Source organism: Kitasatospora sp. NPDC004240, from assembly GCF_053603215.1.
The window spans coordinates 1-7147 of sequence record NZ_JBSGFD010000298.1; the positions used below are offsets into that span (position 1 = coordinate 1).

The 7147-nt window shown below is 69.5% G+C and carries 5 protein-coding genes and 2 pseudogenes; 2 read left to right on the forward strand and 5 right to left on the reverse strand.

The window, feature by feature from the left end:
* A partial coding sequence (locus ACWEQL_RS39445; RefSeq protein WP_452155940.1) for a hypothetical protein occupies positions 1-247 on the forward strand: 247 nt, incomplete at its 5' end.
* An 18-nt stretch (positions 248-265) separates the two neighbouring features.
* Here the strand turns inward: ACWEQL_RS39445 and ACWEQL_RS39450 are convergent.
* Both ACWEQL_RS39450 and ACWEQL_RS39455 read right to left on the reverse strand, forming a co-directional pair.
* Positions 266-772 carry a YfbM family protein gene (locus ACWEQL_RS39450; RefSeq protein ID WP_452155942.1) on the reverse strand — a complete coding sequence of 169 codons (507 nt, stop codon included), beginning with the start codon at positions 770-772 and terminating at the stop codon, positions 266-268.
* A 43-nt stretch (positions 773-815) separates the two neighbouring features.
* Positions 816-1679, reverse strand: a complete 864-nt coding sequence (locus ACWEQL_RS39455; protein WP_452155948.1) for a transposase — start codon at positions 1677-1679, stop codon at positions 816-818.
* 70 nt (positions 1680-1749) lie between these two features.
* Between ACWEQL_RS39455 and ACWEQL_RS39460 the strand changes: the two are divergent.
* Positions 1750-2708 (forward strand): annotated as a pseudogene (locus ACWEQL_RS39460) (IS3 family transposase).
* Positions 2709-2967: 259 nt separating this feature from the next.
* Here ACWEQL_RS39460 and istB read toward each other — a convergent pair.
* The 3 genes and pseudogenes from istB to ACWEQL_RS39475 form a co-directional block, all read right to left on the reverse strand.
* Positions 2968-3767: pseudogene (gene istB / locus ACWEQL_RS39465) on the reverse strand (IS21-like element helper ATPase IstB).
* 3 nt (positions 3768-3770) lie between these two features.
* The gene (istA, locus tag ACWEQL_RS39470) at positions 3771-5018 is read right to left on the reverse strand and encodes an IS21 family transposase (protein WP_452155944.1); all 1248 of its coding nucleotides are present in this window, start codon (positions 5016-5018) and stop codon (positions 3771-3773) included.
* Positions 5019-5072: 54 nt separating this feature from the next.
* Positions 5073-6821 (reverse strand): hypothetical protein, encoded by a 1749-nt coding sequence (locus ACWEQL_RS39475; protein WP_452155946.1) that lies wholly within the window; start codon positions 6819-6821, stop codon positions 5073-5075.
* Between the last annotated feature and the right edge of the window lie 326 nt (positions 6822-7147).

The window sequence follows — 7147 nt, forward strand, 5'->3', positions numbered from 1 at the left end:
GCCGCACCCCGACCACCAACAACGGCTGAACAAGACCGCACGATGGCCCACAATTGAACCGATCAGACCGGCCCGATTTCAGCCGTTGCCGACACTGGGCCCTCCGTCATGCATTGGGGGTAACAGCCAGAGCGGCCTGGCCTGCTTCGCCGCCGGACTGATCCCCGACCTCGACGCCGTCGTCTTCGGTATGAGCACCGACTGGTGGCGGGCGGTTGGTGCCGTCGACAGTAAGCTTGCCGTTTAACGTCCGCGCTGCGGAAGGTCAGTCGAGCCAGATCACCATGGCGTGCTCGGCGGAGGCTGCGGTCTGGAAGAACTCGGTCAGAGGTACAAACAGGTCGCGGGCCCATTCCAGGGAGGTCGGCGAGTCCCAGATCTGGGGATAGACCTCGGCTGCGGCGAGTTCGTTGTGGTCGACGCCGTGGATCAGATCGTCGTAGGTCATCCGGTTCAGCCTGTCGGCGGCCAGCCGCACCCGGTCAACGGAGAGGTACCGCGGCGGCTCGTAGCCCCAGTCGTCGGCCTCGGGGATGAGTTCCTCACCGAAGACGATGTCGACCGGGAAGTCCGACCGCTTCAGCAAGAACCCCAGCAGGTTCCAGGTCTGGTGCGTGGTGAAGTGCCGCGCATCGGCGGGTGCCGTCTCCTCGTCCTCCTCGTCCTCCTGGTCCTGAACGTCGGAGGCGAAGTCCAAGGCCCACTCGGGGTCCTCCAGGGCTCGGGCCAACTCGCCGGGTGTGACACGCAGGTACTCGCCGTTCATGCTCATGGGCGGCAGCATACGGAGCGGCTCCGACAAGAGTTTCGGCTGGTCAACCAGCTCGGCGTGGTTTGGTGCCGACCTTGTGGTGGGCTGGTTTGCGGTAGGGCTCGCCGGTCACCAGGAGCAGGCCGACGTCGTAGCGGGTCGCGGGGCGGCGGTTCTTGGAACCGGGCGGGCGCCCGGTTCCAGGGCGGGAGGGTTTCGGCACTTCGGCTGGTGTCGAGGTGCGGGCGTGCAGGTGTCGGAACCCGCGGCGGACCCGGGCCGGGGTGAGCTTGTTCGGTTCGGTCGGCTTCTCCCAGGGCCGCCGCAGGTCGGTGGTCAGAGAGCGGGCGAGGCGGAGCTGGGTGTGGGCAACGACGATCAGCCAGGTCCACCGGTCCGCCGCTTCGGCTTCCCGAAGCGGCGGAGCGGTCCAGCCGAGTGTCTGCTTGATCATCCTGAAGAAGTGCTCGATGTCGAAGCGCCGCAGAAAGGTCTGCCAGGCCAGATCGGTCTCCTCGGGGCCGGCTGCGGGTCGTGACCACCACAGCCACAGCGGCTTGGGGTCGCCGCCACTGGGCAGGTGGTCGACCTGGAGTCGGATGACGGTTCCCTCGATGACCGGGAGCGGGCCGGGGTGGTCCCGCCAGGCGGCGCGCCCTTGCAGCTCGGGGTGGAGCCGGTCCCGGCTCCGGGCGTGGGCGGTCCCGTAGCGGGTGGTCTCCGCCTTCGTCTCCGCGTCCCGGGCGCCCCAGGTCCTGGCGTCCTTGAAGATGAACTCAGCTCCGTGCTTGGGCGGCCGCCCGCCGGCCGAGTTGGCTGCGGCGAACTCCGCCCGGGTCGGTGCTGGGCGGCGCATCACCCGGTTCGAGCGCAGGCGTCCCAGGATCTCCACGGGCAGGTCCCGCAGGAGGTAGGCCAGCCGCATCATGAGCTGCACTGATCTTCGTGGAGTCCTTGAAGCCTGGGTTACGATCCAGGCGTAAGGAGAGCCACGAGCAGTGCCAGCACCACGCAAGTACCCCGATGAACTCCGCGAGCGCGCCGTCCGCGAGGTCCGCTCGACCGGCCGCCCGGTGGCCCATGTCGCCCGCGACCTCGGCATCCACAAGGAGGCCCTGCGGTCCTGGGTCCGCCAGGCCGAGGCCGACGCCGGCGAGCGCGACGACCGCCTGACCAGCTCCGAACTGGAAGAGCTGAAGCAACTCCGTAAAGAGAACGCCGAGGTGAGGCGGGCCAACGAGATCCTCAAGGCCGCCAGCGTGTCACCCGCGCGCTGGTCCGCGCCGGCCACGCGGTGGCCCGCTGCACGGTCGAGCGGCTGATGCGGGAGCTCGGGATCGAGGGTGTCATCCGCGGGCAGCGGCGTCGCACCACGGTCCCCGAGCCGACCGCGCCGCGTCCGCCGGACCTGGTCAACCGGCGGTTCACCGCCGAGCGCCCGAACCAGCTGTGGCTGGCCGACCTGACCTACGTCCGCACCTGGTCGGGCTGGGTCTACGTGGCGTTCGTCCTGGACGCGTACTCCCGCCGGATCGTGGGCTGGCAGGCCGCCACCCACATGCGCACGGACCTGCCGCTGGACGCCCTGGAGATGGCGCTGTGGCGGCAGAGAATCAAGAAGGACGCCGGCCTCATTCATCACAGCGACCGCGGGTCGCAATACGTATCCATTCGCTACACAGAGCGATTGGTCGAGGTCGGCGCCTCGGCGTCCGTGGGCTCCGTCGCGGACTCGTACGACAACGCGATGGCCGAGGCCCTGAACGGCACGTTCAAGGCCGAACTGATCGAGCATCAGGGTCCGTGGCGGGACTTCGACGAGGTCGAGCGGGCCGTCTTCCAGTGGGTCGCGTGGTACAACGGTGAACGACTCCACTCCGCCCTCGGCTACGTTCCGCCCGACGAATACGAGCAGGCGTACTGGGCGAGCCTGGAGGAAGTCCCGCAGACCGCTTGATCATACGATCGCGGACTCCACGAAACTCGGGGCAGCTCACCTGTGTGTTCCTACTGGGTGCTGGCCCGCTGGAACCGGGAGACCTCCACAGCCCACTGCGCCACCGCTTCAAGGTCTCCCCGCGGCCGCGGCTGGCCGGCAGCAGCCGCTATCCGGGGGTAGGCCGGATGCATATCGTGATCGGCTTGTCGGCGGTCGCTGAACCTGGACCCCTTTCGGGTCGGTCAATCCTGACCCCGTTTGACTTGTTTGCTGGTTTCTAGGCCGCTGTGGTTGGTGGGGTGCGGCCGATGTCGCGGTCCTTCAGGCGGTAGGAGTCTCCCTTCAAGGAGAGCACGTCGGCGTGGTGGACGAGACGGTCGATCATGGCGGCGGCGACGGTGTCGTCGCCGAAGGTCTCTCCCCAGCGGCCGAAGGCCTTGTTGCTGGTCACGATCACGGAGGCGCGTTCGTAGCGGCCGGAAATCAGCTGGAAGAACAGGTTCGCGGCCTCCGGTTCGAAGGGGATGTAGCCGACCTCGTCGATGATCAAAACCGGGATGCGGGCGAGCTTGGTGAGTTCGTCCTGGAGCCTGTGGTGTGGGCTTCGGCCAGGCGGTCGACCCACTGGGCGGCGGTGGCGAAGGCGACCCGGTGGCCAGCCTGGCAGGCCCGGATGCCCAGCGCGATGGCCAGATGGGTCTTGCCGGTGCCGGGCGGGCCGAGGAAGACCACGTTCTCCTTGGCGGTGACGAAGTCCAGGGTGCCCAGGTGCATGACGGCCTCGCGCTTGAGACCGCGCAGGTGGGCGAAGTCGAACTCCTCCAGGGACTTTCGGGCAGGGAAACGGGCGGCTCGGATGCGGCCCTCGCCGCCGTGGCTCTCGCGGGCGGCGACCTCGCGCTGCAGGCAGGCGGCCAGATACTCCTGGTGGGTCCAGGACTCGGCGGTGGCCCGTTCGGCCAGTCGATCGGCCGCGTCCAGCAGGTTCGGCGCCTTCAACGCTCGGGTGAGGAAGGCCAGTTCTGCCCTCATGTCGCGGGCGGAGGGCTTGGCCTGGGCGGTGCGTCGGGCGGCCATGACTCACCCCTCCCCTCCGGCGCCGCCCTCGATCAGGCGGAACACCCGGTCGTAGGAGGGAAGTGCGCGTTCTTCGACCTCCACCGCCGCAGCCACGACGCCATGGGCCAGCGCGAGCCGGTGCCCCTCGCGCATCAGCGCGGCCTCGTCGGCATGGGCAGGGTCGGTCAGGCTCTGGTGGCGGGCCCAGCAGCGGGCGTGGTCGGCGACGAGACGGCCATCGAGGTAGGCCCGCACCGTCTCGGTGTCCGCCTCGACACGCACGATCCGGCCGATCGCGGACGGGTGGATCGAGTAGTCGCAGGTGTCCAGGCGGATGTAGTGGTCCCGTCCGAGCCGGACCGAGGTCTGCCACCAGCGCGGCGGTGCGGTCGGCGGCAGCGGCAGCATCGCGGCCCGGTCCGCCTCCCACCGCTCGGCCGGGCGGGCGTCCAGGGTGCGGTGGATGCGCCGGTTGGCGATCTCCAGCCACGCGGTCAGCTGGGCGTTGAAGTCCGCCGGGGAGGCGAAGACCCTGCCGGGCAGGAAAGAGGTCTCCAGATAGCCGTTCGCGCGCTCGACCAGGCCCTTGGCCTCGGGGTCGCGGGGCCTGCAGAGGATCACCTTGCAGGCCAGCAGCCCGGCGAGTGCGGCAAACTCCGTGCTCAGCACCGCCTTGCCCTCGCGCCGGCGGCCGATGGCGGGCTCGTTGCCCCAGACCAGCGCCTTAGGCACCGCGTTCCAGCCGGACAGCAGGTCCCAGTGCCCGGCGACCAGGTCGGCGGCCTGCCTCGTGGGGATCATCCGCGCGGTGATCACCCGCGAGTAGCCCGACACCATGACCAGCACCGGCGGCCGGCCGGTCTGCCCGAACCCCAGCGGGATGTCCACCGGCGGGAACCACAGGTCGCACTGGGCCAGTTCGCCGGGCCGATACGTGGTCCGGGACACCGGATCCGCCGGGAGGTAGATCGGCCGCAGCTCGGCCACTCGCCGCTTGAGTACCGACAGCGACCGCTCCCAGCCGATCCGCTCGGCGATCACGGTGGCCGGCATCCGCGGGAACTCGGCCAGCAGCTCGCGGATGGCCGGCTCCACCGGGTCCACGATCGAGCCCTTCGGCGCCCGCCGGTACTTCGGCGGATCGTCACTGGCCACGGCCCGCCGCACCGTATTGCGCGCGATTCCCAGATGCCGCGCGATCCCCTTGATCGACATGCCCTCCGAGCGGTGGAGCCGCCGAATCTCCGCCCAGTCCTCCACGCCAATCACCTCTTCCTCCTGACTCCCCATGGAGCCAGCCTGATCACCTGATCACGGAAGGGGTCACTTTTCATCGACCGTTAGAGGGTCACGGTTCGGAGATCGCGGACACGGCTCCCGTGACCAGCGCGGACAGCAGGGGCGCGGTCCCCGCGCGGCTCCGGTCCACCTGGATGAGGACAGCAGTTTGCTGGCTCCGATCGAGGGCGGGCAGACCAGGGGGAGTTGGGCGCGAATCTCTGCCCAGGTGAGTGTTGTTCCGGTCGTTGCCGCCTTCTGCAGGATGGTCTTGACTGCGGCAGCCAGCGGGTCGAGCTTCACGCGCGCGGGGCTCTCCGGCTTCCCGGTTGCGGAAGGCTTCGTACCGGCACGGGGCTGAGCGGCCGTGGTGCGCGTCGGACGCCGCTGACGAGCCTTGCGACCCCAGCTGGCGACCCGCTTCCGTTCGGGGTCCCTGAGGTTGGGGCCTGCAACGTTCGCCGCCCGCGTCAGCTCCTCCACCAACCGTGCCAGCTCATCGCCAGCCAGGAGATCGCTCTCGCGGTCAAGGCGCTCCAGCAGGGTGCGGGCTCTTGCTGCCGACTCCTTTGCCCGGTTCGGCTTCGTGCTCTTGGAGGGCCCGAGCCTCTTCGGGGCCGGCTTGTAGTGCAGTTGCCTTCGCAAGGCCGCCTGGGCCGGGGACTGATCGGCATAGTCGTGCTCGCGCAGGTAGGCGCGGGCCGCGGCCAGGATGCGGTGCTCCTCGGCGCTGGCTCCCCGCCGAGTCAGTGACGCGGCCTGCTGAATTCCCGAGCGGACGTCCCACGCCCGGCGTTCATGGACTGCGGTGGCGAGGTCCTTGAAGATGCGGCGTTGGTACTCCTCGTGGATGGCCAGCCACGCCTTCGCTTCCTGAAGGGCCCTCTCGGCCTCGGCCCGGGCCGTGGACGTCAGGCCGTCCAGGAAGGAACTGCAGCCGTTGCAGAGCCTGCGCACGTGGTCCACCGTCCCCGTTCGCTGCGCTGTCTCCAAGCCGCGGACGAATGTGACCACGCTCTCCGGCAGAGCGCCCCGGCCGGAGGACGGCCCCGGTGCGGCCGGCCGACTCCCGGCGGTGGAACGGTCCCGCAGGATGTGGGAGGCGGCGGGAGTGAGCAGGCCGTCGTCCGTCCACGTGCACTCGCTGAACGGGACCCACTCGGTGGGGCGGGCCGGGTTCCGGGTTCCGATCCACACGCGGCGATCCGCCCCGTCGCTGTCGCACCTGACGCGGTAGACGTACGGGCAACCCGCGAGCACGTCCGGATCCGGCACCACCCCGGGGCCGAGGATGGGGGCGTGCTGACGCTCCCAGTCCGGCTGCACGGCGGCGTCCATGTGGATGCGCAGGGACAGGCCGTCCTCCAGGTCGACGTCGACGAGGGAGCCGATCGGTGGCGGAAAGGCGAACCGGGCGGCCCGGCCATACTCGAGCAGCGAGCGGGACATTGCCGATTTCACATACAGGTGATCCGCACTGGACTCGCCGACGGACGGCCGGCGGCAGGTGTTCGGGGCGCCGTTCGGCAGAGGATTCCACTGGAAGTGGCACTGGCGGTCGACGTAGAGCTTGGTGGCGAGCTGGCCCCCGCAGCCGCCCAGGAGTAACCCGCACCAGAACGTGTCCTGCTGGTGGGCACGGCGGAACACGTCGAGCTCGATCGCCTCGGTCGGCAGCATGATCGGGACATCGGAGTGTTCATCGCCGATGACCGCGGTCTGCACCAGCCTCGTGTCCCGCACCACGTCGCCCCCACTCACCTTCTGCAACAAACGATAGGTCGCTGGATTCATACGCGCGGGCTTTTGCCGACAGCGGGCCGGGACGCCTGTACGGGGCCAGTCGGCGTGCCGAACGGTATCGAGCGGACGTCCGTTCGTCGGCGGGGGCGGCGAATCGCTCCGGCCGCCCGCGCGGCGTCAGCACCAGCACTGACGGTGAACGCCTGGTCTGTGTCGCCGTCAACGCACTGCGCGGTCTGCAGCGTCCGGGTGGTCTGCGGGTTACCGGCAGAGTTTGAGGATGATGTCGTCGAAGTCGGGGAACTCCTGGCCCGCGTGTTCGATGATGGCTGTGGCCGGGCGGCGCCGTTGCGGGGCGAAGCGTTCCGCGATGGCGG